The sequence below is a fragment of the Streptomyces spinosus genome (assembly GCF_020400655.1).
Lineage (GTDB): Bacteria > Actinomycetota > Actinomycetes > Streptomycetales > Streptomycetaceae > Streptomyces > Streptomyces argyrophylli.
The window spans coordinates 237,230-262,113 of record NZ_JAINRC010000010.1 but is presented as its reverse complement, the minus strand read 5'-3'; the positions used below and the strand labels follow the sequence as shown (position 1 = coordinate 262,113).

General features: G+C 73.0%; 18 protein-coding genes. 9 read left to right on the top strand and 9 right to left on the bottom strand.

Annotated features, from left to right (window positions below):
- Position 1 precedes the first annotated feature (1 nt).
- The 3 genes from LG395_RS20460 (at position 2) to LG395_RS20450 (ending at position 8,712) form a co-directional block, all read left to right on the top strand.
- Positions 2 to 1,714 (top strand): thiamine pyrophosphate-binding protein, encoded by a 1,713-nt coding sequence (locus LG395_RS20460; RefSeq protein ID WP_225810761.1) that lies wholly within the window; start codon positions 2 to 4, stop codon positions 1,712 to 1,714.
- Positions 1,715 to 1,979: 265 nt separating this feature from the next.
- Positions 1,980 to 6,239 (top strand): HAMP domain-containing protein, encoded by a 4,260-nt coding sequence (locus tag LG395_RS20455; protein WP_171159090.1) that lies wholly within the window; start codon positions 1,980 to 1,982, stop codon positions 6,237 to 6,239.
- Positions 6,240 to 6,300: 61 nt separating this feature from the next.
- Positions 6,301 to 8,712 (top strand): SpoIIE family protein phosphatase, encoded by a 2,412-nt coding sequence (locus LG395_RS20450; protein WP_372463445.1) that lies wholly within the window; start codon positions 6,301 to 6,303, stop codon positions 8,710 to 8,712.
- A 21-nt stretch (positions 8,713 to 8,733) separates the two neighbouring features.
- Here the strand turns inward: LG395_RS20450 and LG395_RS20445 are convergent, their stop codons facing one another.
- From LG395_RS20445 to mgrA, 7 genes are all read right to left on the bottom strand, one after another.
- On the bottom strand, positions 8,734 to 9,180 hold the full coding sequence (locus LG395_RS20445) for an ATP-binding protein (RefSeq protein ID WP_225810760.1): 447 nt from the start codon (positions 9,178 to 9,180) through the stop codon (positions 8,734 to 8,736).
- A 244-nt stretch (positions 9,181 to 9,424) separates the two neighbouring features.
- On the bottom strand, positions 9,425 to 9,598 hold the full coding sequence (locus LG395_RS20440) for a CsbD family protein (protein WP_171159093.1): 174 nt from the start codon (positions 9,596 to 9,598) through the stop codon (positions 9,425 to 9,427).
- An 82-nt stretch (positions 9,599 to 9,680) separates the two neighbouring features.
- Positions 9,681 to 10,301, bottom strand: coding sequence for a DedA family protein (locus LG395_RS20435; RefSeq protein ID WP_225810759.1), 621 nt, complete (start codon positions 10,299 to 10,301; stop codon positions 9,681 to 9,683).
- A 34-nt stretch (positions 10,302 to 10,335) separates the two neighbouring features.
- Complete coding sequence (locus tag LG395_RS20430) at positions 10,336 to 11,592, bottom strand: cation:proton antiporter (RefSeq protein ID WP_171159095.1); 1,257 nt, start codon at positions 11,590 to 11,592, stop codon at positions 10,336 to 10,338.
- Between the two features lie 5 nt (positions 11,593 to 11,597).
- Entirely contained in the window at positions 11,598 to 12,083 is a 486-nt protein-coding gene (locus tag LG395_RS20425) for a cation:proton antiporter regulatory subunit (RefSeq protein WP_171159096.1), read from the bottom strand.
- Between the two features lie 107 nt (positions 12,084 to 12,190).
- Positions 12,191 to 12,373 carry a hypothetical protein gene (locus LG395_RS20420; protein ID WP_225810758.1) on the bottom strand — a complete coding sequence of 61 codons (183 nt, stop codon included), beginning with the start codon at positions 12,371 to 12,373 and terminating at the stop codon, positions 12,191 to 12,193.
- Between the two features lie 198 nt (positions 12,374 to 12,571).
- Positions 12,572 to 13,615: an L-glyceraldehyde 3-phosphate reductase gene (mgrA, locus tag LG395_RS20415; RefSeq protein WP_171159098.1), complete on the bottom strand. Its 1,044-nt coding sequence runs from the start codon at positions 13,613 to 13,615 to the stop codon at positions 12,572 to 12,574.
- Positions 13,616 to 13,792: 177 nt separating this feature from the next.
- On the opposite strand from mgrA, the gene LG395_RS20410 reads away from it, so the two are divergent.
- From LG395_RS20410 to pgm, 3 genes are all read left to right on the top strand, one after another.
- On the top strand, positions 13,793 to 15,337 hold the full coding sequence (locus tag LG395_RS20410; protein WP_225810757.1) for an MFS transporter: 1,545 nt from the start codon (positions 13,793 to 13,795) through the stop codon (positions 15,335 to 15,337).
- A 145-nt stretch (positions 15,338 to 15,482) separates the two neighbouring features.
- Positions 15,483 to 16,340, top strand: a complete 858-nt coding sequence (locus tag LG395_RS20405) for a chitosanase (protein WP_225810756.1) — start codon at positions 15,483 to 15,485, stop codon at positions 16,338 to 16,340.
- A gap of 186 nt (positions 16,341 to 16,526) precedes the next feature.
- On the top strand, positions 16,527 to 18,167 hold the full coding sequence (pgm, locus tag LG395_RS20400; protein WP_225810755.1) for a phosphoglucomutase (alpha-D-glucose-1,6-bisphosphate-dependent): 1,641 nt from the start codon (positions 16,527 to 16,529) through the stop codon (positions 18,165 to 18,167).
- 93 nt (positions 18,168 to 18,260) lie between these two features.
- Here the strand turns inward: pgm and LG395_RS20395 are convergent, their stop codons facing one another.
- Both LG395_RS20395 and LG395_RS20390 read right to left on the bottom strand, forming a co-directional pair.
- Complete coding sequence (locus LG395_RS20395; RefSeq protein ID WP_225810754.1) at positions 18,261 to 19,175, bottom strand: SGNH/GDSL hydrolase family protein; 915 nt, start codon at positions 19,173 to 19,175, stop codon at positions 18,261 to 18,263.
- A 165-nt stretch (positions 19,176 to 19,340) separates the two neighbouring features.
- The gene (locus tag LG395_RS20390; RefSeq protein WP_225810753.1) at positions 19,341 to 19,706 is read right to left on the bottom strand and encodes a DUF5133 domain-containing protein; all 366 of its coding nucleotides are present in this window, start codon (positions 19,704 to 19,706) and stop codon (positions 19,341 to 19,343) included.
- Between the two features lie 545 nt (positions 19,707 to 20,251).
- On the opposite strand from LG395_RS20390, the gene LG395_RS20385 reads away from it, so the two are divergent.
- The 3 genes from LG395_RS20385 to LG395_RS20375 all read left to right on the top strand — a co-directional run bounded on the left by LG395_RS20385 (position 20,252) and on the right by LG395_RS20375 (position 24,825).
- Positions 20,252 to 21,868, top strand: a complete 1,617-nt coding sequence (locus tag LG395_RS20385) for an adenosine deaminase family protein (protein ID WP_225810752.1) — start codon at positions 20,252 to 20,254, stop codon at positions 21,866 to 21,868.
- Between the two features lie 186 nt (positions 21,869 to 22,054).
- Entirely contained in the window at positions 22,055 to 22,711 is a 657-nt protein-coding gene (locus LG395_RS20380) for a maltokinase N-terminal cap-like domain-containing protein (protein WP_225810751.1), read from the top strand.
- Positions 22,712 to 22,962: 251 nt separating this feature from the next.
- Positions 22,963 to 24,825, top strand: coding sequence for a M1 family aminopeptidase (locus LG395_RS20375; protein WP_225810750.1), 1,863 nt, complete (start codon positions 22,963 to 22,965; stop codon positions 24,823 to 24,825).
- The last annotated feature ends 59 nt before the right edge of the window (positions 24,826 to 24,884 follow it).

The following is a 24,884-nucleotide window of genomic DNA, read 5'->3' as shown; positions in this document are numbered from 1 at the left end:
CGTGGTGAACGTGTCCGAGGTGGTCGCCGCCCGGCTGCGGGACATGGGTGTGGACCGGGTGTACGGCACACCGGGACTCGCGGTGGACCCGCTGGTCGGTGCGCTGCGCGGCGCGCCCACGGCGCCCGGGTTCGTGCAGGCGCGCGGCGAGGAGTCCGCCGCGCTCATGGCCTGCGCGACGGCGAAGCTGACCGGCGGCATCGGCTGCTGCCTCGCCCCGCCCGGCGCGGGATCGCTGCGGCTGCTGGGCGGGCTGTACGACGCGGCGGCCGACCGTGCCCCCGTGCTGGCCCTCGTCGGCGCCGGCCCCGCCGCGCGGCACACCGGCGGCCACCCGGTGCGCCACCTGGCGGAGGTCTCCGTGTACTGCGAGGAGGTGTCCGCGCCGGAGCTGATGGACGACGCCCTGTACCGGGCGGCGCGGGCCGCGCTCACCGACCGGGGAGTGGCGGCCCTCGTCGTGCCCCGCCATGTCCTCGCCGCCCCGGCGCCCGGGACACCGCCCGCCGCCCCGCCCGGTCCGCCGCCCCCGCGACCGCCCGCCGAGGAGGACCTGCGGCGCGCGGCCGAGGTGCTGGACGGCGCCGGGAAGACTGTCGTCGTCGTGGGGAACGCGGGCCGTCGGGCGTCCGGCCAGGTGGCCGAAGTGGTACGGCTGCTGGGCGCCGGCGCCGTCACGACGGCCCTGGCCCGGGACGCGCTGCCCGACGACCTGCCGTATCTGGCCGGTGTGGCCGGCCCGCTCGGCAGCGAGGCCGCCGCGACCCTGCTGCGGGAGTGCGACACGCTGCTGCTCGCCGGCGCCGAGGACCTGGACCCCGCCCTGCTGCCCGGCCCCGGCCGGTGCCGGACCGTCGCCGTGGACCCGGAGCCCGACGACTGCCCGCTGCCGGACGGGGCACCGGCCGTCCGGGTGACCGGCGACGTCACGGCCTGCCTGGAAGCACTCGTCCCGCGGCTGCGCCACACCGCCGACCGCGCCTGGCGCAGCCGGGTCGAGCGGGTCGTCGGCGCCTGGCGCGAGGAGGGGGCGGCCAGGTCCCGCCGCTACTTCGGCACGTCGGTCAACCCCCGCTCGGTCGTCGCCGAGCTGTCGGAGCGGCTGCCCGACCGGGCCGTCGTCGTCACCGACTCCGGCACCTCACTGGACTGGTGGACCCGCCACCTCCGGCTCCGGACCGGCATGCGCTCCCTGCTCTCGGCCCACCTCGGCCTGCCCGGCGCGGCCGTCCCCTACGCCGTGGCCGCCCGGTTCGCCGCCCCCGGCCGGCCGGTGATCGCCCTCGTCGGCGACGGCGCCCTCCAGGGCGGCGGCCTGAACGAACTGCTCACCGTGCGCCGCCACCTCGAGCAGCTGGCCGGGCTGCCCCCGCTGGTGTTCTGCGTCTTCAACAACGGCGACCTGAACCGGCTGACCTGGCAGCGCCGGGCCGCCGCCGGCGACCCGCTGATCCCGCTCTCCGCCGAGGTCCCCGCCCTGCCGTACGCGCAGTGGGCACGTCTGGCCGGACTGCCCGCCGTCCGCTGCGACCGGCCCCGGCACGTCGGCTCCGTCTGGGCCGACGTGCTCGCCGGGCGCGGGCCCCTGCTGCTGGAGTTCGTGGTGGACGGCGAGACGCCACCGGACTGGGCGTCCGCGGTGGCCCGCTCGGACGAACCCCGCCGGGCCCCGCTCGGCACGCCCCTGGCGAGGTTCCTGCGCGCGTCCGGCTGATCACGCCCTTGGGCAAACTCGTGCGTGTACCCGCTCGGTACGCCTTCACACCTGTGTGGAGGCGGTGAATTCCGCGGGTGCCGGGGGTTGGCCGGATGCTTTGTCCGAGGCCGCGATGGTGGGTTAGCCTGCGACGTATTTTTCTCATCATGCAAATCCGTGAACTGCGGAAATGCACACACCACCGGCCGGGCCGCGCTGTGCTCCCGGCCGCGGTTCCGAGCCCTCGCCGCGGGGGCTCTAGGGGAGCGGATCGAGGGTGCGCATGGCCGGCAAGGCGACCGGGACGACCGAGGCTGTCCCGGGTGACCACGAACTGAGAATGCTGCTCGCGGGACTGACCGCGGTGCGCGACGGGGACTTCGGCACCCGGCTGCCGGACGACTCCACCGGGCTCATGGGCGACATCGCCACCGTCTTCAACGGCATGGTCGACCAGCTGTCCGTGTTCACCTCCGAAGTCACCCGGGTGGCCCGTGAGGTGGGCACCGAGGGCACCCTCGGCGGACAGGCGCAGGTGCCGGGCGTCTCCGGCACCTGGGCCGACCTCACCGACTCCGTGAACGCGATGGCGGGCAACCTCACCACGCAGGTGCGCGACATCGCGCAGGTCGCCACGGCCGTGGCCAAGGGCGACCTGTCCCAGAAGATCGACGTGCCCGCACGCGGTGAGATCCTGCAGCTGAAGGAAACCGTCAACACGATGGTGGACCAGCTGTCCGCCTTCGCCGACGAGGTCACCCGGGTCGCCAAGGAGGTCGGCACCGAGGGCCGGCTGGGCGGCCAGGCCCAGGTCCCCGGCGTCGCCGGCGTGTGGCGGGACCTGACGGACTCGGTCAACTTCATGGCCGGCAACCTGACGGCGCAGGTGCGCAACGTGGCCCAGGTCACGACCGCGGTGGCGCAGGGTGATCTGTCGCAGAAGATCACGGTGGACGCGCGGGGCGAGATCCTGGAGCTGAAGAGCACCATCAACACGATGGTGGACCAGCTCTCCGCGTTCGCGGACGAGGTGACCCGCGTGGCCCGCGAGGTGGGCACCGAGGGCCGGCTCGGCGGCCAGGCGGACGTCAAGGGGGTCAAGGGCACCTGGCGGGACCTGACGGACTCGGTCAACTTCATGGCCGGGAACCTGACGGCGCAGGTGCGCAACGTGGCCCAGGTGGCCACCGCGGTGGCGCAGGGTGATCTGTCGCAGAAGATCACGGTGGACGCGCGGGGCGAGATCCTGGAGCTGAAGAACACCATCAACACGATGGTGGACCAGCTCTCCGCCTTCGCGGACGAGGTGACCCGCGTGGCCCGCGAGGTGGGCACCGAGGGCCGGCTCGGCGGTCAGGCGCAGGTGCGCGGGGTCGCCGGCACCTGGAAGGACCTCACCGACAACGTCAACGTGATGGCCTCCAACCTCACCGGCCAGGTCCGCTCCATCGCCCAGGTCGCCACCGCCGTCGCCAAGGGCGACCTCTCCCAGAAGATCACCGTGGAGGCCAAGGGCGAGGTCGCCGCCCTCGCCGATGTGATCAACACCATGGTCGACACCCTGTCGGCGTTCGCCGACGAGGTGACCCGCGTGGCCCGCGAGGTGGGCACCGAGGGCCGGCTCGGCGGCCAGGCGCACGTGCCCCACGTGGCCGGCACGTGGAAGGACCTCACCGACAACGTCAACTCCATGGCCAACAACCTCACCGGCCAGGTCCGCAACATCGCGCTGGTCACCACCGCCGTGGCCAAGGGCGACCTGTCGAAGAAGATCGACGTCGACGCCCGCGGCGAGATCCTCGAACTGAAGACCACCATCAACACGATGGTCGACCAGCTCTCCGCCTTCGCCGACGAGGTGACCCGGGTCGCCCGGGAGGTGGGCACCGAGGGCCGGCTCGGCGGCCAGGCCGAGGTCGAGGGCGTCTCCGGCACCTGGAAGCGCCTCACCGAGAACGTCAACGAACTCGCCGGCAACCTCACCCGTCAGGTTCGCGCCATCGCCGACGTCGCCAGCGCCGTCGCCGAGGGCGACCTGACCCGCTCCATCACCGTCGACGCCTCCGGTGAGGTCGCCGACCTCAAGGACAACATCAACTCCATGGTGGAGTCCCTGCGCGAGACCACCCGGGCCAACCAGGAACAGGACTGGCTCAAGACCAACCTCGCCCGCATCTCCGGCCTCATGCAGGGCCACCGCGACCTGCCGGTCGTCGCCGAGCTGATCATGGACGAGCTGGTGCCGCAGGTGTCCGCCCAGTACGGCGCCTTCTACCTCGCCGAGGAGCACGAGTCCGGGCCCGAACTGCGGCTCGTCGGCTCCTACGGCCGGCCCGAGGAGGACACCCGGCCCGTCCGCATCGCGTTCGGCCGCTCCCTGGTCGGCCAGGCCGCGCGCAGCCGCCGCACCATCGCCGTGAACGAGCTGCCGCCCGGATACGTCACCATCTCCTCCGGGCTCGGACAGGTCGAGCCGACCGCGCTGCTGCTGCTGCCGATCGTCTTCGAGGAGCAGGTCCTCGGCGTCATCGAGCTGGCCGCCGTCACCCCGTTCACCGCCGTCCAGCGGGACTTCCTCCAGCAGCTGGTGGACACCATCGGGATCAACGTCAACACCATCGTCGCCAACGCCCGCACCGACGAACTGCTCGAGGAGTCGCAGCGGCTGACCAGCGAACTGCAGTTCCGCTCGGAGGAGTTGCAGGCCCGGCAGGAGGAGCTGCAGCGCTCCAACGCCGAACTGGAGGAGAAGGCCTCGCTGCTGGCGGAGCAGAACCGGGACATCGAGGCCAAGAACCTCCAGATCGAACAGGCCCGGCAGGAACTGGAGGCACGCGCCCAGCAGCTGTCGCTCGCCTCCAAGTACAAGTCCGAGTTCCTCGCCAACATGAGCCACGAGCTGCGCACACCGCTCAACAGCCTGCTCATCCTGGCCCAGCTGCTCGCCCAGAACCCCTCCCGCAACCTCACCCCGAAGCAGGTCGAGTACGCGGGCATCATCCACTCGGCCGGCTCCGACCTGCTCCAGCTCATCAACGACATCCTGGACCTGTCCAAGGTCGAGGCCGGCAAGATGGACGTCAGCCCCGAACGGGTCCCGCTGCGGCAGCTGATCGACTACGTCGAGGCCACCTTCCGCCCGATGACCTCGCAGAAGAGCCTGGACTTCACCGTCACCACGGCCCCCGGCGCCCCCGCCGACCTGCTCACCGACGACTCCCGGCTCCGGCAGATCCTGCGCAACCTGCTGTCCAACGCGGTGAAGTTCACCGAGCAGGGGAGCGTCGAACTGCGCGTCGAACCCGCCGGCGGCGACGAGGTGCCCGACGGCGTCGTCCGCGGCGGAGCGGTCGTCGCCTTCCGGGTGAAGGACACCGGCATCGGCATCCCCGAACAGCAACTGGAGACCATCTTCGGCGCGTTCCAGCAGGCGGACGGCACCACGAGCCGCAAGTACGGCGGCACCGGGCTCGGTCTGTCCATCACCCGGGAGATCGCCCACCTGCTCGGCGGCGCCGTCACCGTGGACAGCACCCCCGGCCGGGGCAGCACCTTCACCCTCTTCCTCCCCGTGGCCCGGCCCGACTTCGACGAACTCCTGCGCAACGGACGCGCCATCCCCAAGACCGGGCACGGGGCCACGGACGCGCCGGACGGCGGTCCCGTCCAGCAGCGGCCGCCGGTCCTCGCGCGGCGGGAGCGGCCACGCCGGCTGCTCGTCGTCGAGGAGCGCCCGCGCGGACTGCTCACGCTCGTCGCCGAGAGCGTGGTCCGGGACCTGGAGACCGGCCGCACCGAAGGCGACGGCGCGCCCGTCGACATCATCACCGCGGTCGGCGCCCAGGAGGCGGCCGGTGCCCTCGCCGCCGAACCCTGCCACTGCGTCGTCGTGGAACTCGGCGTACCCGACGGGGAGTCGGCCCGGTTCCTGGAGGCGCTGCGCGCCGACTCGGCCCTGACGGGTGTCCCGGTGCTGGTGCACGGCTCGCACCGCACCGAGCCCCTCGTGGAGGACACCGCGGGCGGATCGCTGGAGTACCTGTTCAGCCTGGACGAGCTGCGCGAACGCATCGCGCTGCACCTGTCCGCCGAGGAACCCGGCGAGGTGCTCACCCTGGTCCGCGGGGACGACACCCAGCACACCGCACCCCAGCCGGTCGACGAGCACACCCGCGGCCGTACCGTCCTCGTCGTCGACGACGACGCCCGGAACCTGTTCGCGCTCAGCGGCATCCTCGAACTGCACGGCTTCCGCGTCCTGCACGCGGAGAACGGCCGCAAGGGCATCGAGACGCTGGTGCACAACCCGGACGTCGAACTCGTCCTGATGGACGTGATGATGCCCGAGATGGACGGTTACACCGCCACGGCCGAGATCCGCAAGATGCCGCAGTACGCCGACCTGCCGGTCATCGCCGTGACCGCCAAGGCCATGCAGGGCGACCGGGAGAAGAGCCTCGCCTCCGGCGCCAGCGACTACGTCACGAAACCGGTCGACACCCATGACCTCATCGCCTGTGTCCGGCGCTGGCTGCCCGCATGAACACGGCCATGAGCACGGCACAGCGCGCCCGCCCGACCGCAGGCCGAGGAGTACCGATCCGGTGAACGCCTACGAACCGGACACGCCGGCAGGCGTGCCCGCCCAGCTCCCCGCCGCCGACGCGGCGCCGTCCGACGTGCCCGCCACCACCCCGGTCGGCCGGCTCGCCGCCACCGTGGAGCGGCTGCGCCACGAGGTACGGACGGCGCAGGCCGAGGCGGAGGGCCGGGCGCTGATCGAACTGGCCAAGGGCATCCTGGTCGAACGCCTCGGCTGCGGCCCCGCCCAGGCCGCCCGCCAGCTCGCCGAACTCACCGAGCAGGCACAGGTGACGCCGCTGGAGTTCGCGGTGGACGTCATCAACCAGGCGGCCCGGGACCGCGTCGCGGAGGTCACCGAGGCGTTCCTGTCCGTCGCCGCGGACCCGTCCGGGCCCGTCGAGGAGTCCGCCGCCGTACGGCTGCGCGCCGCCGAGAGCGGTGTGCTGGCCGCGCACGACACCCAGGCGATGGCCGACTCCCTGCTCGACCACGCCCTGCGGCCGCTGGGCGCGGTCGCCGTCGCCATCTGGTCGGCCGGCTCCGACGGCTCGCTGACCCTCGCCGGCAGCGCCGGTTTCCCGCCGGGCGAGGCGGCCCGCTGGCACTACGTCCCGCCCGACGTGGCCACCGTGGCCCGGCGGGGCCTGACCGAGCCCGACGGGCAGTGGCTGCCGTCGCTCGCCGGGTCCGGGCTGCCCACGATCGGCCGCCGCGAGTACGCCGACGGCGCGCGGATCGCCGTACCCGCGGGGGCGGGCGGCCGGATCCACGGCGTCCTGGAGATCGCCTGGGACAAGCCGGAGGAGCCGCTGCCGCGCCCCGTCGTCCGGCAGGTGGAAGCCCTCGCCGAGCTGTGCGCGCACTCCCTGGAGAGCTTCGTGCCGCCGCCCGGCACCGGACCGGAACCCGGGCTGCTGCCCGACGTGGTCGAGCTGATGGACCTTGCCGACGGGCTGCACGACCCGGCCCTGGTGCTCGTGCCGCACCTCGACGACACCGGACAGCTGGTCGACTTCCGCATCCAGCACGTCAACAGCCGCTTCCTGGACCCGGCGGGCCGGCCCCGGGCGGTCGTGGGCGGTGCCCTGCTGCTGGAGGCCTATCCGATGGCCGCCGGTGACAGCGAGCTGTTCCAGCGGGTGGAACGGGTCTACGCCACCGGCGAGCCGTTCCGCGCCCGCCGGATGCGGCTGACCGCGCTGGTCGACCAGGTGCCGCTGTCCGCCGTCGCCGACATCAGCATCAGCCGGCACGGCACCAGCCTGCTGCTGATCTGGCGCATCGAGGACGAGACCGCGCGGCTCGCCAGCCTGCTCCAGCACGCCCAGCGGCTCGGCCGGATCGGCGGTTTCGAGGAGAACCTGCTCACCGGCGAGATCACCTGGAACGGCCAGCTGTTCAGCCTGTACGGCCGCCCGCCGACAAGCCCCCCGGTCGCGCTCCAGGACCTGCCGGCCCACGCCCACCCCGACGACGCCGTCGTCCTGCGCCGCTTCCTGCGGACCGTGGTGCACCACCGCAGGCCCGCCTCCGCCGCCTTCCGGCTGCTGCGCCCGGACGGCGTGACCCGGCACATCCGGGTGGTCGCCGAGCCCGTCCTCGACACCGCCGGCCAGCTCTTCGGCCTCCGCGGCGCCTACCAGGACATCTCCGCCCAGCACTGGACCGAGGTCGCCCTCGCCGCCACCCGCGACCAGCTCGCCCACACCGAGCAGCAGGCCCTGGAGCGCAACCGGCTCACCCTCCAGCTCCAGCACGCCATCATGCCCCCGGCCCAGGCCCCGCTGCAGGTGTCCGGCCTCCAGGTGGCGGTGCGCTACCGGCCCGCGGAGACCGAGCACCTGGTCGGCGGCGACTGGTACGACGCCGTGGTGCTGCCCTCCGGACTGGTCCTGCTGTGCGTCGGCGACGTCGCCGGGCACGGCATCGAGGCCGCGACCAGCATGGTCGTCCTGCGTAACGCGCTGCGCGGCCTCGCGGTGACCGGCGCCGGCCCGGCGCAGCTGCTGTCCTGGCTGAACATCGTCGCCCACCATCTGACGGGAGCCGTCACCGCGACTGCTGTGTGCGGCCTGTACGACGGCGAGCGGCGGACCCTGCGCTGGGCACGGGCGGGCCATCTGCCGCCGGTGCTGGTCCGGGAGGCGGACGCCACCGCGCTGCCCCCGGTCAAGGGGCTGCTGCTGGGTGCCGTCCCGGAGGCGCGCTACGAGGAGACCGAGCTCCAGCTGGCCGCCGGGGACACCCTGCTGATGTACACCGACGGCCTGATCGAGCGCCGGGACCGCTCGGTGGAGGAGTCGGTGTCGCATCTGCTGGAGACGGCGCGCGCGGCGCCCAGCACCCTGGACCAGCAACTGGACCGGCTGCTCACCTACAGCAGGTCGGACACCGACGACGACACGTGCATCGTCGGCATCAGGGTCGCCTGACGGGCCGGCGACCGCCGGCCGTCAGGCGGTCGCCGGGCCGAGCGACACGGTCGCGGTGACCCGCTTGCCGCGGGTCAGCCAGGTCACGTCCAGGCCGCGGGAGAGCATCCCCACGAGGTGCAGGCCGTGGCCGCCGACCCGCCGGGGATCGGGAGGACGCCGCCGCGGCGGTTCCCCGGAGGTGTCCGTCACGGAGATGCGCAGCGCGGTCGCGTCGGGCAGCAGCTCCAGACGCAGCGCGCACGGACCGGGCGCGTGCTTGGCCGCGTTGGTGACGAGTTCGCTGACGACGAGCTGGGCATCCTGCAGCGGGCGGCGCCCGGGCCTTGGCCGCGCCCGCGCCAGCAGGGCCGCGACGGCGTCTCTCGCCTCGGCGATGCTGGAGACGCCGGTGTCCCAGGTGCGGCTGTAGCGCAGGGGCCTTGCGCGGTCCTGCGTCGTCACGTGGGTCCTGAGCGGGATGTCCATACCTCGTTGCCCTTTTCCTCTGGGGTCAGGGGCCCTTCCTGTGCACAGGGGGGTCGTCGTGCCGTCCCTGCCCGGTTACCCACTGGGCCGCCGGTCAAGGGGAGGTCCCCTGGGAATCCTCCGGATGCTCACGAACGCCTGATGGGGGGGGCGGCGCGGGCGCGCAGCGCGACGGGCCCGGAGGCCCGCTCGCGCGGGACCTCCGGGCCCGTCGTGCCGCCGGGACCGCTCTTGCCGGTCCTTGTCAGTGCTTGAAGACGTCCTTGATCTTCTCCTTGGCCTGCCGGGCGTCGCCCTTGGCGCCCGTCGCACGGCCCTCGGCCTCGACGCTCTCGTTGCCGACGGCGCGGCCCGCGGCCTCCTTGGCCTTGCCCTTCGCCTGCTCCGCCTTGGCCTTCGCCTTCTGGTTGCCGGCCATCACGTGTCACATCCCCACATCGACGTGGTCTTCGGTCGCCATCCGAATTGCCGCTGTGCCGTCGTCCAAACCACTGTCCGGATCAGGTCTCGCGGCGCCGCCGTACGACGTGCCGCAGGACGAACGCCGCGAGCAGGACGGCGACGGCGAGGAGGACGTACAGCTGGTAGCGCCGGATCTCGTCGTAGATCGCGGTGATGTGGCTGCCCGCGAGGTAGGCCAGGGTCGTCCACAGACCGACCCACAGGGCCGCGCCGAGGGCGTTGGACGCGAGGAAGCGGCGCCAGTGCATGCCGGTCGTGCCGGCGATGACGCCGTTGGCCTGGCGCAGGCCCTCGACGAATCGGGCCACCGTCACGATCTTGCCGCCGTGCCGGGTGAAGAACGCCTCGGCGGCCTCGAACCGCTTGGGCGTCAGGAAGACGTACCTGCCCCAGCGGTGCACGAAGGCCCGCCCGCCGACCCGGCCGATCAGATAGCCGAGGTTGTCCCCGGCGACGGCCGCGACGAACGCGATGACCGCCACGGCCACCACGTTGAGCCGCCCGGTGCCCGCGTACACGCCGGCCGCGAGCAGGATGGTCTCACCCGGGGCGGGCACGCCGAAGTCCTCGACGAAGACCACTGCTCCCACGGCCCAGTAGCCGTAGTGGCCGAGCAGCGGCTCCAGGTGGGCCAGCGGACCCGGAAGCGGAGGCGACATCCCTCAACGGTACGTCGGTGCGGCCGTGTGGTGATCAGGGCCGGCTGACGGAGGCTTCCTGGTCGTGCTGGTCGTGGCGGTCCCGCGCGGCGGTGTCCGGGCCGGCTTCGGTCTCCGGTGCCGCGGGCCGGTGCCGGCGGCCGGTCAGGCGCCGGGCGAGCGGTTCGGTGTAGCGGGCGGTGAGGGGGCCGAGCACGACCAGGAGCAGCACGTAGGCGGTGGCCAGCGGGCCGAGGTCGGAGTCGATGCCGGAGGTGACGGCGAGTCCCGCGATGACGATGGAGAACTCGCCGCGGGCGACCAGGGTGCCGCCGGCCCGCCACCGGCCGCGGGCCGAGATGCCCGCGCGGCGGGCCGCCCAGTAACCGGTGGCGATCTTCGTGAGGGTGGTGACGATCGCCAGGGCGAGTGCGGGCAGCAGCACCGGCGGAATGCTCGCCGGATCGGTGTGCAGTCCGAAGAAGACGAAGAACACCGCCGCGAACAGGTCCCGCAGCGGGGCGAGGAGGTGGTGGGCGCCCTCGGCGACCTCCCCGGACAGGGCGATGCCCACGAGGAACGCGCCGACCGCCGCCGAGACCTGGAGCTGCTGGGCGACACCGGCCACCACCAGCGTCAGCCCGAGCACCACCAGGAGCAGCTTCTCGGGGTCGTCGGTGGAGACGAACCGGGAGATGTGCCGCCCGTAGCGGACCGCGACGAGCAGCACCAGGCCCGCGACGCCGAGCGCGATGGCCAGCGTGACGCTGCCGGCCGCGAAACCGGTCCCGGCCAGCAGGGCCGTCACGACGGGCAGGTAGACCGCCATGGACAGGTCCTCCAGCACCAGGATGCTGAGGATCACCGGTGTCTCCCGGTTGCCGATCCGGCCGAGGTCGCCGAGAACCTTGGCGATGACGCCGGAGGAGGAGATCCAGGTGATGCCGGCCAGGACGACGGCGGCGATCGGGCCCCAGCCCAGCAGCAGGGCCATGGCGGCGCCGGGCAGCGCGTTGAGGGTGGCGTCGACGATCCCGGCCGGGTACTGGGTCTTCAGGTTGGAGACCAGATCGCCGGCCGTGTATTCGAGGCCCAGCATGAGCAGCAGCAGGACCACGCCGATCTCGGCGCCGATCGCGACGAACTCCTCGCTGGTGCCGAGCGGCAGCAGACCGCCCTCGCCGAAGGCGAGTCCGGCCAGCAGGTACAGCGGGATGGGCGAGAACCGGAGGCGGGCGGCGAGCCGGCCCAGCAGCCCGAGGCCCAGGATGATGGCGCCGAACTCGATGAGGAAGACCGCGGAGGAGTGCATCCGGATCACTCCCGCCCGAGTATCGCGGCGGCGGCGTCGACACCCTCGCGGGTGCCGATGACGATCAGCGTGTCCCCGCCGGCCAGCCGGAAGCCGGGGCCGGGGGAGGGTATCGCCTCGGCGCGGCGCAGGACGGCCACGATCGACACGCCGGTGTCGGTGCGCATCCGGGTCTCGCCGAGCAGCCGGCCGTTCCAGTGCGAGGTCCCGGACAGCTCGATCCGCTCGGCCACCAGGCCCAGCTCGGTGGTGGACAGCAGCGTGGGGCTGTGGTGGGTCGGCTTCAGGGCGTCGACCAGCGCTTCCGCCTCCTGGCCCGTGAGGTGGACCGACAGGGCGCAGGCGTCCGGATCGTCACGCTGGTAGGCACTGAGGGTGCGCGAACCGTCCCGGTGGGCCACCACCGACACGTGCCGGTGTTCGCGTGTCGTCAGGTCGTACCGGACCCCTATACCCGGCAACGGTGTCCTGCTGGTGCGTGCGGCGCTCATGGTGCCCCCTGTCCGGCTTGAATGTTTCTTGGTGAAACTTTTAGCCGAACCCTACCCCGGAGCGTGATCGTCCGGGGGAGGGGCCCGAAGCGGGCGGGGGCGGAGCGTCAGGTTCCGGAGGCCGCCGTCCCCTGGTCGCCCAAGGGGTCGGGCTGGCACGAGTGGCACAGTTCGTGGTCCCCGTCGCGGGTGACGACGGTTCCCCACCCGAGGCACTGCTCGCAGTCGCGGGCGAGGGTCAGGTCGGGGTGCGGAGGCAGGGACGGGGTGCGGTGGGCTCCGTGCGCCATACGGGAGCGGCTCCTTGCGGTCGCGGGGCGTGGTGCGCGGGGGCGGTGGATTGGGAAGACGAGGTGCTGCGGGTAGCGACGTCCATTATGTCCTATTTATTCCTCCATGTCAGTGAAAAATGTCATGGAGTGCCACCGTGATGTCATCCAGTGCCCCCGCCCGATGTACGGGCGCGCCCGGGAGCCGCCCCGGGCGCCTCAGTCGAGGTTCCCCAGCCGGGCGTCGCGCCACAGGTCCACGCCGCCCTCGGTCGCGTACCGGTCGATCTCGGCCAGCTCCTCGTCGCTGAAGGAGAGGTTCTCCAGCGCGGCGACGTTCTGCTCCAGCTGTTCCACCCGCGAGGCGCCGATGACGAGCGAGGTCACCCGCTCGTCCCGCAGTGCCCAGGCCAGCGCCAGCTGGGCCAGGGTCTGCCCGCGCCGGGCCGCGATGTCGTTCAGGGCGCGCAGCCGGTCCCGCAGGTCGTCCGTCAGCCAGGAGGCGTCCAGAGACGTGCCCCGCGCGGCCCGGGAGTCCGCCGGAACGCCGTCCAGGTAGCGGCCGGTGAGCAGGCCCTGGGCGAGCGCCGTGAAACCGATGACCCCGAAGCCCTCCTCGCCGGCCGCGTCGAGCAGGCCGTCGGTCTCGATCCAGCGGTTGAGCATGCTGTACGACGGCTGGTGGATCAGCAGCGGGGTGCCGAGCTCGCGCAGGATCGCCGCCGCCTGCCGGGTGCGTTCGGCGTCGTAGGAGGAGATGCCTACGTACAGGGCCTTGCCCTGGCGGACGGCCGTGTCGAGCGCGCCCATGGTCTCCTCCAGCGGCGTGCTCGCGTCCAGCCGGTGGGAGTAGAAGATGTCGACGTAGTCCAGGCCCGTCCTGGACAGCGACTGGTCCAGCGAGGCCAGCAGGTACTTCCGGGAGCCGCCGCCCTGCCCGTAGGGGCCGGGCCACATGTCCCAGCCGGCCTTGGTGGAGATCACCAGCTCGTCCCGGTACGGCGCCAGGTCCGTGCGCAGCAGCCGTCCGAAGTTCAGCTCCGCCGCGCCGTACGGCGGGCCGTAGTTGTTGGCGAGGTCGTGGTGGGTGATCCCCAGGTCGAAGGCGCGCAGCGCGATCTCGCGCTGGGTCTCGAAGGGGCGGTCGTCGCCGAAGTTGTGCCAGTAGCCGAGGGACAGGACCGGCAGGTCCAGTCCGGAACGGCCGGTGCGCCGGTAGCGCATGGTGCCGTCATAGCGAGCGGGGTCCGCGACGTACGTCATCGGGTCTTCTCCGGGTGGTGCCGTAGGGGGTGCCCCGCATGGGCGCGCGGGCCCTCCACCCTGCTCCGTGGCGCCCGGCAAGTCCAACCGCCGTCCCGGATGGGATTGAGCGGTTCCGTTTCTGAATCGGCCACTGGGGCAGGCGGTGATCAACGGAGCGGGAGCAAGGAGGCGCTCATGAACGGTGCGCGGACCGGTGGGGAACCGGAGGTCCGGGACAGGCGTCGGGGGACCGGGGCGGTGGCGCGGCTGCCGCGCCAGGTACGCGAGGAGCTGACCCACAGGCTCCGCCGCAACCGGGGGGCCTTCCGCGCGGACGACGTCCAGGTCGTCGAGCGCCCGCTGCTCCGGCGTGCCGTCGGCGCCTCCGCGCTCGGCAACTGCATGGAGTGGTTCGACTTCGGTGTCTACAGCTACCTCGCCGCCACCATCGGCAAGGTGTTCTTCCCCGGCGCCTCCCCGGCCGCCCAGGTCATCTCCTCGTTCGCGACCTTCGCCGCCGCCTTCGTCGTACGGCCCCTCGGCGGGCTCGTCTTCGGGCCGCTCGGCGACCGGATCGGGCGGCAGAAGGTGCTCGCCACCACCATGATCATGATGGCGGCCGGCACCTTCGCCATCGGCCTGATCCCCGGCTACGCCACCATCGGCGTCGCCGCGCCCGCGCTGCTGCTGCTGGCCCGCATGGTCCAGGGCTTCTCGACCGGCGGCGAGTACGGCGGAGCCACCACCTTCGTCGCCGAGTACTCCCCGGACCGCCGGCGCGGCTTCCTCTCCAGCTGGCTGGACTTCGGCACCTTCACCGGCTACGCCCTCGGCTCGGCCCTGGTCACCCTGCTCAACCTGGCCCTGACGGACGAACAGATGCTCTCCTGGGGCTGGCGCGTGCCGTTCCTGATCGCCGGGCCGCTCGGCGTGATCGGCCTCTACATGCGGCTGAAGCTGGAGGAGTCCCCGGCCTTCCAGCAGCAACTGGACGAACACGAGAAGACGCTGGCGCAGGAGTCGGCGGGCAGCGAGTTCAAGGACATCATCGGCAACCACTGGCGGGCCCTGCTCGTCTGCGTGGGCCTGGTGCTGCTCTACAACGTCACGAACTACATGGTCACCGGCTATCTGCCCGCCTACCAGACCGAGACCCTGCACCGCTCCAGCGGTTCCGCGGACGTCCTGGTGCTCGTCGGGATGGTGTGGATCGTCGTGCTGATCACCTTCCTCGGGCGGCTCAGCGACCGGGTCGGCCGGCGCCCGCTCTACGCCGTCGCCGCGGCCGCGATGATCGTGCTCGCCGTCCCCGCCTTCCTGCTCATCAAGGCGCACGGCACCTGGCCGCCGGTCCTCGGGGTGCTGCTCCTGGCCACGCTGCTGGCCTGCTTCGCCGCCCCCAGCGCGGCCACCCTGCCCGCCCTGTTCCCGACCGCCGTCCGCTACGCGGCCATGGGCATCGGCTTCAACATCGCCGTCGCCGCGTTCGGCGGCACCACCCCGCTGGTCACCGCCGCGCTGGTCGACATCACCGGCGACGACCTCATGCCCGCCTACTACCTGATGCTGGCCGGGGCGATCGGCCTGCTCACCGTCCGGTTCCTGCCCGAGAGTGCCCAGGTTCCGCTCAAGGGCTCGCAGCCGATGGTCGGTTCACGGGAGGAGAGGCGCGAACTCATCGCCGCCTCCCGGGAGTTGTACGCCCTCACGCGGGAGCGGGGGAAGGCGCGGCACGGCTGAGCCGCGGGCCGCGCCCGGGTGCTTGTCCGATCCTACGAACTTCTCGTCTGCCGGGTTACCGGCCCGCACCGCGTTTGATAGGAAACTTTCCTACCAGTACCGGTACGGACCAACCTCCCACCCCCCACTCCCCCTTGGAGTCCCTGTGGTGTACGCAGACCGCGAAGCGGCAGCCCCCGCGAGCCCCGCCGGCCCCACCCGTCTCTCCCGCCGGACCGTCGTCGCCGCCCTCGGCGCCGTCGCCTCCGGCGCCCTGCTCGGAGTCTCCCGCGCCGGCACGGCCTCGGCCGCGGCGCCCGGGCTGGACGACCCGGCGAAGAAGGAGATCGCCATGAAGCTGGTGTCGAGCGCGGAGAACTCCTCGCTCGACTGGAAGGCCCAGTACAAGTACATCGAGGACATCGGCGACGGGCGCGGCTACACGGCCGGCATCATCGGCTTCTGTTCCGGGACCGGCGACATGCTCGACCTGGTCCAGCTCTACGCCGACCGCAAGCCCGGCAACGTCCTGGCCAAGTACCTGCCCGCCCTGCGGAAGGTCAACGGCACCGACTCGCACCAGGGCCTGGACCCCAATTACCCCGCGGACTGGCGCAAGGCCGCGCAGGACACCGCCTTCCAGCAGGCCCAGAACGACGAACGCGACCGCGTCTACTTCAACCCCGCCGTCGCCCAGGGCAAGACCGACGGGCTGCGCGCGCTCGGCCAGTTCATCTACTACGACGCCATCGTCATGCACGGCGACGGCGACGACCCGACCAGCTTCCGCAACATCCGCAAGCGCGCCCTGCGCAGCGCCAAGCCGCCGGCCCAGGGCGGCGACGAGACGGCGTACCTGAACGCCTTCCTGGACGCCCGGGTGTGGGCCATGAAGCAGGAGGAGGCCCACAGCGACACCAGCCGCGTGGACACCGCGCAGCGGGTCTTCCTGCGCAAGGGCAACCTCGACCTGAACACCCCGCTCGACTGGAAGGTCTACGGCGACAGCTACCACATCGGCTGATCTCCGTCAGGATCGCGGGCAGGCCGGCGGGCACGGGTTCCGGCGCGGGAGCGCGGTCCGGCGGCCTGCCGCGCCGTGCCGTACCGGCTGGGTGTGTCGCACCTGTCAGGGGCGCACTCGCATGGCACGCCCCTGGCAGGAAAGATGGGCGGTGAGCGAACGACCCCATCGAGGAGGAACCGACTCATGGCGCACGAGCGCGCCGGCCGGCCGGCCGGTCCCGAGGACCTTGTCGACGTGGCCCGGCTGGTCACGGCGTACTACACGCTGCACCCCGACCCGGCCGACCCGGGACAGCGGGTGGCGTTCGGCACCTCGGGCCACCGCGGCTCGTCCCTGGCGAGCGCCTTCAACGAGGACCACATCGCCGCCACCAGCCAGGCCATCTGCGAGTACCGGGCCGCCCAGGGCACCGACGGGCCGCTCTTCCTCGGCGCCGACACCCACGCCCTGTCCGAGCCGGCCAGGGCCACCGCGCTGGAGGTGTTCGCCGCCAACGACGTGACCGTCCTCATCGACAGCGCGGACGGCTACACGCCCACGCCCGCCGTCTCGCACGCGATCCTGACGTACAACCGGGGCCGCACGACGGGCCTGGCCGACGGAGTGGTCGTCACCCCGTCGCACAACCCGCCCGCCGACGGCGGCTTCAAGTACAACCCGCCGAGCGGCGGCCCGGCGGCCTCCGACGCCACCTCCTGGATCCAGGACCGCGCCAACCAGATCATCACGGGCGGCCTGAAGGACGTACGCCGCCTGCCGTACGCCCGCGCGCTCGCCGCGGACACCACCCAGCGGTACGACTTCCTCGGCACGTACGTCACCGACCTGCCCAGTGTCCTGGACCTGGACGCCGTCCGCGCCTCCGGCGTGCGGATCGGCGCCGACCCGCTCGGCGGGGCGTCCGTCGCCTACTGGGGGCGGATCGCGGAGCAGCACGGCATCGACCTGACGGTGGTCAACCCGCACACCGACCCCACCTGGCGGTTCATGACGCTGGACTGGGACGGCCAGATCCGCATGGACTGCTCCTCGCCGTACGCCATGGCCTCCCTCATCGAGCAGCGCGACCGCTTCCGCATCGCCACCGGCAATGACGCGGACGCCGACCGGCACGGCATCGTCACCCCGGACGCGGGCCTGATGAACCCCAACCACTACCTCGCCGTCGCCATCTCCTACCTCTACCGGCACCGCGACCAGTGGCCGGCCGCCGCGGGCATCGGCAAGACCCTCGTCTCCTCCACCATGATCGACCGGGTCGCCGGCGACCTCGGCCGCCGGCTCGTCGAGGTGCCCGTCGGCTTCAAGTGGTTCGTGGACGGACTGGCCGGCGGCGACCTCGGGTTCGGCGGCGAGGAGTCGGCCGGCGCCTCCTTCCTGCGCCGGGACGGCTCGGTGTGGACCACCGACAAGGACGGCATCATCCTCGCCCTGCTCGCCTCGGAGATCACAGCCGTCACCGACAGGACCCCCTCGGAGCACTACGCCGACCTCACGGCCCGTTTCGGCGCACCTGCCTACGCCCGCATCGACGCCCCCGCGACCCGCGAACAGAAGGCGCTGCTCGGCAAGTTGTCGCTGGCGCAGGTCACTGCGGACACGCTGGCCGGGGAGCCGGTCACCGCCGTCCTCACCGAGGCACCCGGCAACGGCGCCAGGATCGGCGGGATCAAGGTCAGCACGGAGAACGCCTGGTTCGCCGCCCGGCCCTCGGGCACCGAGGACGTCTACAAGGTGTACGCCGAGTCCTTCCTCGGTGCCGACCACCTCGCCCGGGTGCAGGAGGAGGCCCAGGCCGTGGTGGCGGGAGCGCTCGGCGGCTGAGCGGACGGCGGGGCGGCCCCCCGGGCCCGGAGGACCGCCCCACCGCCCCGGTACCGTCCGCCTCCCGTGCCCGGTGCTGTCCGCGTCCCCGGCTCAGTCCCGTCCGCGTCCCCGGTGCAGGCGGTCCAGCACGGCCTCGGCCATGGCGGCCTCGCCCTTGGCGTTGGGGTGTGCCGGAGCGGCGGGGGAGGCCGGCTGCAGGGGCTCGATCCAGCGGTCCGCCGGGGCCTTGCACATGTCGTGGCCGACCGTGGGTCCGTAGGTGTCCACGTACTCGGCCCGGTTCACGCCGGCCACCAGCCGCAGCATGAGGTTCAGCCGTTTCCCGGTGTCCCGCAGATAGGCGAAGTCCCCTTGCGCGAAGGGGACTTGCGGGAAGCAGCCGCTGCCGTCGTCGGGCAGGAGGTCCGGGTAGCCGACGACGAGCACCCGGGCGTGCGGCGCCCGGGCGCGCACGGCCCGCAGCACGCGGTCGACCTTCGGCGCGGTCCGCACGATGGTGAGCGCCAGCTCGTCGTGGCCGGAGGCCGTGTAGGAGCGCTCGCAGGGGTTGCCCGCCGGGTCCTGGGCGGCCAGGCGGGCGCAGGTGGCGATGATGGAGCCGAAGCCGACGTCGTTGCCGCCGATCTGCACCGTCACCAGGTCCGTGTGCCGGTCCAGGGCGTCGAGCTGGGGCGGGTTGGTGCCCTGCGCCTGCCACATCTCGGCGGTCGTCGCCCCGCCGCAGCTCACGTCCGTGAAGGCGGCCACCTGCCGCCGACCGGCCACGAGCGAGGGGTAGTTGTGGTCCGAGCGCGCGCAGCCGGCGTCCACCTGACGGGGGATGCCCGGGCCGGAGGTGTAGGAGTCGCCGAGCGCGACGTAGGCGGTCGCGCGGCCGGGTCCGCCCGGGTGTGCCGCGGCCGGTGCCGTGCCGGCGGCCACGAGGGCGCAGCCGCCCAGTACCGCTCCGAGCACGGCGCTGCGCCGCCGGCCTCCCCCGCCCGCCGGACGCATCCCGTTCGCCATGAGTCCTCCCCCTGAGCCCGGTGCGGCGCGCGGCGGCACCACCGAAAGAGCGGCCCGCGCGCGTTCGACCGGGCCTGTATACCGTCCGGTAGGTCCCGCCGACCAGAAGCGGGACGCGACGAGTTCAGGGGGAGGGGCGGCGACGTGCCCCGGGGAGGGGCCGGCTCAGACCGCGGACACCTGTTCCGCGGGGGCGGACGCCGGGAGCACGGACGACGGCTCAGGCGTACTCGACGTCTGGAGCGCGGACGCCGGCTCGGAGGGGAGCGACGTCTGGAGCGCGGACGCCGGCTCGGACGGGAGCGACGTCTGGAGCAGCGAGTCGTCCTCCGGGCGGGCGCCGGAGAGGCGGTGGCGGGCGGCGATGAGGGCCATGTCGACGTCCCGGGTGCCCGTGGCCACGCACAGCGTGTAGGAGATGTCCGCGAGCCGCTGCCGCGCCTCTGGTGTGCTCTCCTCGGCGCCGAGCAGTGTGAGGGCCTCGTACTGGGCGATGAGGTCCTGCAGTACTGCGGGGTGGGCCATGAGCATGCGATCCGCCTCCCTGAATGGGTCGCCGATGTACGAAGTCGGAGCGCGAATACCCCCGCATCCGCCACGCATTCCCCGCGGCCCCGGGCGAGCGGCTCGTCCGGCGCGGTCCCTTTCGCCGGCATCACCGGCACGCCACGTCGTCGCCCTCCACGAGGGCACCGTCACCTGCGGCCCGGACGGGTGCTCCGGCATCCCGCACGGCTGGAACGGCGTCCGGTCCACCCGCGCCGGGATCACGCCGGCGGCTGCGGCACCGTCCAGTACGGCCGGCGGACCGGCGCCCGGCGCCCGCCGCCCGCCGGGTCGGCGCTCGGCCCGGCCGGCGGCGCCCGGCTGCCCGGGGAAGCCGGCTTCGTGCCCGCGGCGGACGGCACCGCCGAGGACGACGGCGACCTGCCTCGCCGTCGTCTCCGCCTCGCCGGCCTGCCCCGCCGGGTGCCGGCCGGCGGATGCCCGGCGGTGTGCCGGTGCGTCACCCGGTCGGGTGCTCTCCGCCCGGGATGTGCCGGATCAGGGCGTGTCGCCGTGATCTTTCCGTGATCATGCGTCCTGTGAGTCCGCAACGTCGAAGTGCCCTGGGCCGGCGGGTCGTTCCGGCCGTACTCGGCACCCTCAGTGTCCTGTCCCTGCTGTCCGCCCTGCCGGCCGCGGCCCAGCCGGCGCGGCGGGACCACCGGCCCGCCGCACCGCCGCCCCGGCAGGTCACCGCCGCGGAGGCGCGCACGGACGCCCGTCTCCGCTCCCTCCACGACCGGCCCGCGGCCCTGCGGGAGTTCTTCCGGCAGCTCCCCAAGGGCGGAGACCTGCACAACCACCTCTCCGGCGCGGTGTCCACGGAGTACCTGATCGAGCTGGCCGCCGAGGACGGGCTGTGCGTCGACACCGCGACGCTGACCGCGGTCACCCCGCCCTGTGGCGCCGGAACCCGGCCCGCCGCCGACGCGCGCACCGACCGCGCCTTCCACCAGGCGCTGGTACGCGCCTGGTCCATGGAGGACTTCCCGCCCGGCGAGAGCGGGCACGACCACTTCTTCGACACCTTCGGCAGGTTCGGCGAGGTCACCTGGCGGCACCGGGGCAAGCTGCTCGCGCAGGTCGCCGACACCGTCGTCCGCGAGAACCAGTCGTACCTGGAGACGATGGTCACCCCGGCCTCCGACGGCGCGAAGAAGCTCGCCGCCGAGGTCGGCTGGGACGACGACCTCGCGGCCCTGCACCGCAGGCTGGTCGCGGGCGGCAGGCTGGACAAGCTGGTCGCCCAGGCCCGCGAGGAGGCCGACGACGGCGACGCCGAGTTCCGCGCCACCGAGCGGTGCGGCACCTCGCGGGCGCGGCCCGGGTGCGGCCTCACCGTCCGCTGGATCTCCCAGGCCTCCCGGGGCAGTGCGCCGGAGCGGGTCTTCACCCAGCTCGCCCTCGGCCTGCGGCTGGCCGAGGCCGACCCGCGGTTCGTCGCCGTCAACCTCGTCCAGCCCGAGGACTCGGCCACCTCCCTGCGCGACTACGGCCTGCACATGCGCATGGTCGGCTACCTGCGCACCCGGTACCCGAAGGCGCACGTCACCCTGCACGCGGGCGAGCTGTGGCCCGGGCTGGTCAAGCCGGCGGACCTGAAGTCCCACATCCGTCAGGCCGTGGACGTCGCCCGCACCGAACGGGTCGGGCACGGCGTCGACCTGGTCCACGAGGACGACTGGCGGCGCACCGCCCGCACCATGGCGGACCGTCAGGTGGCCGTGGAGGTCCCCTTCTCCAGCAACGCCCAGATCCTCGGCGTCAAGGGAGCCGACCACCCCTTCGCCACCTACCGCCGCTACGGCGTCCCGGTCGTCCTCGCCACCGACGACCCCGGGGTGTCCCGGATCGACGTCAGCCACGAGTACCAGTACGCCGCCGCCACCTACGGCCTGCGCTACCCCGAGCTGAAGGACCTCGCCCGCGCCTCCCTGGAGTACGCCTTCCTGCCGGGCGCCGGCCTGTGGCAGGGCAACCCCACCGCCGAGGGCTACCGGCCGGTCCCGGCGTGCCGGGCCGAGCGCCCCGGCCTGCCCGTGCGCGGCGCGGCGTGCCGGCACCTGCTCGCCGACAGCGCCAAGGCCCGCCTCGAATGGCGGCAGGAGGCCGCCTTCGCCGCCTTCGAAAGGACGCACGGGCGCTGACCCCGCCCGCCCGGCACCCTCAAGGGGCCCCCGGGGGTGGCGTTCGGACGCGTGGCGCACCGCCATGCGCGCCTCACCCCGGGAACCGCCCGGTTCCCGGGCCCGGTTGGGTCCGGCGGTGTCCGGCGGGGAGGGTGTGGAAGGCTGGGCGGGTCCGCGTCCGCGCAACGGGAGGCAACCACCCGCATGGCCGTCATCCACCGCACGACCCTCGAGCCCGGCAAAACCGAACTGCTCGCCGACTGGCTGCCCGGCCGCCCCTGGTACCGCGGCGGCCCGGACGCCCCCGTGCTGGAGAAGTCCGGCGGCTTCCGGCTGGACGATCCCGAGGGCGAGGTCGGCATCGAGTTCATGGTGGTCACCGACACGTCGACCCCGGAGCGCACGGCCTACCTGGCACCGCTCACCTACCGGGGGGCGCCGCTGGAGGGCGCCGAGCACGCGCTGATCGGCACCGCGGAGCATGGGGTGCTGGGCACGCGCTGGGTGTACGACGGCTGCCACGACCCGGTGCTGGTCACCGAAGCGCTGGCGCTGATCGAGGGCAGGGCGCGGGCGATGGCCCAGAGTGTCACGGACACCCCCGACGACGAGGTGACCCGCTCCTACGACGGCGCGGCCCTCGCCGCGGACGCCTTCACGCCCGAACCGTCCGACGGCGAGGACGGCACCCGCCTCCCGGTGCCCGGTGGCCTGACGCTGCACGTCCACCGCGTCCTCACTCCCGGCGGCGGCACCCCGCCGCTGCCGCCGCAGGGCGCCCTCGGGCATGTGGCGTCCGGCTGGCCGGGCCCGGACGGCACCCGTCTGCGGGCCGTCTTCATGACGCTGCGCGCCCGCTGATCCCGGCAGGCGCCGCCGGCGGACCGGCGGGCGGCGCCCACAACGGCCCGCCCGGGGCCACCGCCGCCGCTCTGGCATGACCCGGTCAAATCTGTCACTCTTTCGGCAGCCCGCGCCCCGACCCACAGGGGCGCGCGCCGCACCTGTGCACAGCGATCGCGCAAGCCCCACCCGGACCGCCCCGGCGCACCCCAGCCGGCCGGGCGGTCCTTCGAGCAGGCCGGACCCCGGCCGCCGCAAAGGAGTAGCGTGTGAGACCGACCCCCCACAGGGCCCTCGGCGTCGGCGCGGTCACCGCCGCCGCGCTGGCCGCCCTCATCCTCCCCGGCACCCCCGCCGCCGCCCGGCCCGCCACGACCCCCGTGGCCGCCGCCTGCGCCCCGGCGCAGGTGGTCGCCAACGGCGGCTTCGAAAGCGGCACTTCACCGTGGACACAGTCCGCTTCCACCGTGATCACGAGCCGCTCCGGGCAGAGCCCCCACAGCGGCGGTTCCTACGCCTGGCTGGACGGCGTCGGCGGCACCCGCACCGACACCCTGAGCCAGAGCGTGACCGTCCCCTCCGGATGCGGCGCCGCCACCCTCACCTTCTGGCTGCACATCGACACCGCCGAGACGACCTCCTCCACCGCCTACGACAAACTCACGGCCAAGCTCGGCGGCACCACGCTGGCCACCTACTCGAACCTGGACGAGAACACCGGCTACGTGAAGAAGTCGATCGACGTGTCCGCGTTCGCCGGCCAGACCGTGAACCTGTCCTTCACCGGCACCGAGGACTCCAGCCTCCAGACGAGCTTCGTCCTGGACGACATCGCCCTCGACACCTCGGACGGCACCACACCACCGCCGGCCGACTCCGCACGGACCCCTGCGGCCCCGTCGTACACCGTGAACCTGAGCAGCGACAACAGTGGCACCGTCTGGACCGGGCGCGAGAGCGTGACCTTCACCAACGCCTCCGCCACCGCGCTCGGCGAGGTCTACCTCAGGCTGTGGGACAACTACCACGGCAGCTGCGACGCGATGCCCGTCAAGGTCGGCAACGTCACCGGCGGCACCGCCGGCGCCCTCTCCGTCGCCTGCACCGCCCTGAAGATCGACCTGCCGAGCCCGCTCGCCCAGGGGCAGAGCGCCACCATCGGCTTCGACCTCAACATCACCGTGCCCAGCGGCGCCGACCGCTTCGGCCACGACGGCGCGTTCAGCTTCGTCGGCAACGCCCTGCCCGTCCTCGCCGTCCGCGACGGCGCCGGCTGGCACCTGGACCCGTACACGGACAACGGCGAGTCCTTCTACTCCCTGGCCGCCGACTTCAAGGTCACCCTGGACCACCCCAGCACCCTGCTGGTCCCGGCCACCGGCACCTCCACGGACACGCCCGGCTCCAGCGGCCGTACCGTCACCACGGCCACCGCCGCCAAGGTCCGTGACTTCGCCTGGGCGGCGGGCCCCTTCACCAAGATCTCCGGCACCTCGGCCGCCGGCGTCCCGGTGAACGTCTACTCCGTCTCGGGGATCAGCTCCACCAGCGCCCAGTCGATGCTCAGCACCGCCAAGAGCGCGGTCGACGCCCACGCCTCCCGGTTCGGCGCCTACCCGTACGGCGAGCTGGACGCCGTCATCGACAACAACTACTGGTTCGGCGGCATGGAGTACCCCGGCTTCGTCCTCGACGTGGTCAGCACCACCGCGCTCACCCACGAGATCGCCCACCAGTGGTGGTACGGCATCGTCGGCGACGACGAGTACACGAGCCCCTGGCTGGACGAGTCGTTCACCGACTACGCCACCGACCTCGCCCAGGGCAAGACCGGGACCAACTGCTGGAGCGGCGTCTCCTGGGCCTCCAGCGCCGAGAAGATCACCAACTCGATGGCGTACTGGGACGCGCACTCCTCCCGCTACTCCACCGTCGTCTACGGCTACGGCAAGTGCGCCCTGCACGACCTGCGCCGCGTCCTCGGGGACACCGCCATGGCCAAGCTGCTGAAGGACTACGCGAGCGCGCACTGGTACGGCGTGTCCACCACGGCCGAGTTCAAGGCGGCGGCCCAGGCGGCCACGAGCACGGACCTGACCTCCTTCTGGACGCAGCACCGCATCGAGGGGTGACGGGCACCCACACGGGTTGAAACCGGCCGCGGACGGCCTCGTTGGGCGCAGTCCGACGT

Bases quoted from the DNA above. Each gene is read 5' to 3' on its own strand.
- pgm (WP_225810755.1), top strand. From the start codon at position 16,527: ATGGCGCACGAGCGCGCCGGCCGGCCGGCCGGTCCCGAGGACCTTGTC.
- LG395_RS20410 (WP_225810757.1), top strand. From the start codon at position 13,793: ATGAACGGTGCGCGGACCGGTGGGGAACCGGAGGTCCGGGACAGGCGT.
- LG395_RS20445 (WP_225810760.1), bottom strand. From the start codon at position 9,180: ATGGACATCCCGCTCAGGACCCACGTGACGACGCAGGACCGCGCAAGG.
- mgrA (WP_171159098.1), bottom strand. From the start codon at position 13,615: ATGACGTACGTCGCGGACCCCGCTCGCTATGACGGCACCATGCGCTAC.
- LG395_RS20390 (WP_225810753.1), bottom strand. From the start codon at position 19,706: ATGCTCATGGCCCACCCCGCAGTACTGCAGGACCTCATCGCCCAGTAC.
- LG395_RS20430 (WP_171159095.1), bottom strand. From the start codon at position 11,592: ATGCACTCCTCCGCGGTCTTCCTCATCGAGTTCGGCGCCATCATCCTG.
- LG395_RS20435 (WP_225810759.1), bottom strand. From the start codon at position 10,301: ATGTCGCCTCCGCTTCCGGGTCCGCTGGCCCACCTGGAGCCGCTGCTC.
- LG395_RS20380 (WP_225810751.1), top strand. From the start codon at position 22,055: ATGGCCGTCATCCACCGCACGACCCTCGAGCCCGGCAAAACCGAACTG.
- LG395_RS20395 (WP_225810754.1), bottom strand. From the start codon at position 19,175: ATGGCGAACGGGATGCGTCCGGCGGGCGGGGGAGGCCGGCGGCGCAGC.
- LG395_RS20425 (WP_171159096.1), bottom strand. From the start codon at position 12,083: ATGAGCGCCGCACGCACCAGCAGGACACCGTTGCCGGGTATAGGGGTC.
- LG395_RS20455 (WP_171159090.1), top strand. From the start codon at position 1,980: ATGGCCGGCAAGGCGACCGGGACGACCGAGGCTGTCCCGGGTGACCAC.
- LG395_RS20440 (WP_171159093.1), bottom strand. From the start codon at position 9,598: ATGGCCGGCAACCAGAAGGCGAAGGCCAAGGCGGAGCAGGCGAAGGGC.
- LG395_RS20420 (WP_225810758.1), bottom strand. From the start codon at position 12,373: ATGGCGCACGGAGCCCACCGCACCCCGTCCCTGCCTCCGCACCCCGAC.
- LG395_RS20385 (WP_225810752.1), top strand. From the start codon at position 20,252: ATGCGTCCTGTGAGTCCGCAACGTCGAAGTGCCCTGGGCCGGCGGGTC.